1 protein-coding gene and 1 pseudogene are annotated in these 1895 nt (G+C 35.7%); both read left to right on the top strand.

What is annotated here, in order from left to right; translation table 11 throughout:
• Positions 1-400 precede the first annotated feature (400 nt).
• Entirely contained in the window at positions 401-1399 is a 999-nt protein-coding gene (locus H5185_RS21910; RefSeq protein ID WP_182743251.1) for an ABC transporter substrate-binding protein, read from the top strand.
• 3 nt (positions 1400-1402) lie between these two features.
• Positions 1403-1895: pseudogene (locus tag H5185_RS21905) on the top strand (GGDEF domain-containing protein); the annotation flags it as partial.

The following is a 1895-nucleotide window of genomic DNA, read 5'->3' as shown; positions in this document are numbered from 1 at the left end:
AAATAACTTCATAATCATATAAAACGTTAACTTAAAAACTAATATCATTCCATTAACGTGTACTCGATTAGCGATTTATACCGCTGCCTATTACGAACGGGAAATGAGCTCTTTGATATAGAATCGGCTAAATATGCTGATTTTAGCTGAGTTAGCTATCCCATAAATTCATCTTGAATTTAGATGTAATAACTTATTGAATTAAAAATAAAGATTAAAAAAAGAAAATATTCCCTTACCCGTTCACAACATACCTCTTAATTGTCACTTATCGTTAAAACTAAAAAAGTAAAACTATCGACTGATACGATAAAAAAACGGCTTTTTTTGTCACATTCCCAATCAAATAGTTATAAATTCACTACACTTAGTATCATTAACTCATTATTGAAGTGTCCCTATGGCCAAGGTGTTAAGCATTTGTTTTTTTATCTTTATCATAACCAGCATCATCAGTTGCGAACAGAGAACACATCAATCCACTAAGATTTCACCTACATATAAAGCATCCATTAAAATTGCGGTTTCTAGCACGCCACTTTCGTCGCCTGTTTTTATTGCCAAACAACTTGGTTACTTTGAAGCGAATGGTCTTAACGTTGAATTAGTTAAATACGACAGCGGGGTAAAATGCTTTAACGCCCTTAATGATAAGCAAGTCGATCTGGCTACCGCATCGGAAACTGTCGTCATGTTTAATAGCTTTAAACAGAGCAACTTTTCAGTATTAACTAGCTTTGTGGAATCAGATAATGATCTTAAATTACTCAGTTTAACGCCACAAAAATATCATCGGCTGAATAACCTGCAGCACGCCAGAATAGGCATAGTCAAAGACAGCGCTAGTGAGTTTTTCTTTGATAGTTTACTGATCATGTACAATAAAACGGCACAGCCTATCACGCGAGTATATTTGCGGTCAGATGAACTTATTCCAGCATTATTAAATAATGAGGTTGATATTATTTCAGCTTGGGAGCCATTAAGTTATTTATTAACACAACAAGTAACCTCAGATACCAGCGTCATTAATAGCCGCGGCCTATATCACTTATCCTTTAACTTAATTGAGCTTAAAGAGACGACGTTATCCACCACCGAAAGGTTGGCTATACTTAAATCAATTAGTGATGCCACTGACTATATCCATACTAACCCAGAACTTGCTCAGCAAAATATTAGTCGTATTTTGAATATCGATCCATCGCAACTCCATTACTCATGGAATGACTATACTTTTAGATTATCACTCAGCAATGCACTATTTTCTAACATCCAAACTCAAAGCCAATGGGCTATTGATAATCAACTGGTAGATGAAGAAAACAGTGTCGATTTTAGACAGATTTTCGATCGAAAATTATTTGAAACCTTCATGAGCTTAGAGGCAGGATGGTAAGTTATGATGTTATCTAAGCGTCTTAAACTAACCGCTGCACTTTGCTCATTACTGACATTGATCGTCGGTTTATCGCTGATACAAGCTCACCATTATCAACAACAAATATACCGGCAACTCAATTACTCAATGAAATTACAAGTCAGCATTGATAGTCTTCGCAGTCAGCTATGGCTTTATCAAGAGTATAGCGATGATCGAGGGCTTTCAGAGCTTAATCTGCGCCAAGCCGAATTGGCTAAAGATCTCTCAGAAGATATTCAGTGGGCGACACAGCAAAAACTCATCATTAGCAACATCAATAGATTAAATACCAATATAAGATCACTGATTAATACTCAACATGACTTCCACAGCAAACAAGTTAATGTGGCATCAACACTGACTGCTGAACGATTATTTAAAGCGAAATACAGCATGATTATTGAAGAAATGACCGAAGAAATGTTTCGGCTTCATCAATTCTCGATAAAAAAAGCGAGTCAAAAACAACAAA

Source organism: Shewanella sp. SG44-6, assembly GCF_014164185.1.
GTDB lineage: Bacteria > Pseudomonadota > Gammaproteobacteria > Enterobacterales > Shewanellaceae > Shewanella > Shewanella vesiculosa.
This window is presented reverse-complemented; position numbering and strand designations above follow the sequence as displayed.